This is a genomic window from Rugamonas rivuli, assembly GCF_009380165.1.
In the GTDB taxonomy this organism is placed as follows: Bacteria; Pseudomonadota; Gammaproteobacteria; order Burkholderiales; family Burkholderiaceae_D; genus Rugamonas; species Rugamonas rivuli.
In genome coordinates, this window is sequence record NZ_WHUF01000037.1 from 1 (window position 1) to 255 (window position 255).

General features: G+C 47.5%; 1 rRNA gene. It reads left to right on the forward strand.

Annotated elements, in window-relative coordinates:
- A 23S ribosomal RNA gene (locus GEV01_RS30645) occupies positions 1–89 on the forward strand; the annotation flags it as partial.
- Between the last annotated feature and the right edge of the window lie 166 nt (positions 90–255).

Here is a 255-nt window from a genome sequence, read left to right on the forward strand (position 1 = left end):
GTTCGAGACCAGGACGTTGATAGGTCAGGTGTGGAAGTGCAGTAATGCATTAAGCTAACTGATACTAATTGCCCGTACGGCTTGTCCCTATAACCTTAGCAGGTTATGGTGAATGAGAAGTACGTTGGAACGTTCGTTGATACAACTTCATTACCCCATTTACTTACTGATTCCAGATTCGGAGCGCCGCTGAAAGCGTCGCTCGTACAAGTCAATGCCTGATGACCATAGCAAGTTGGTCCCACCCCTTCCCAT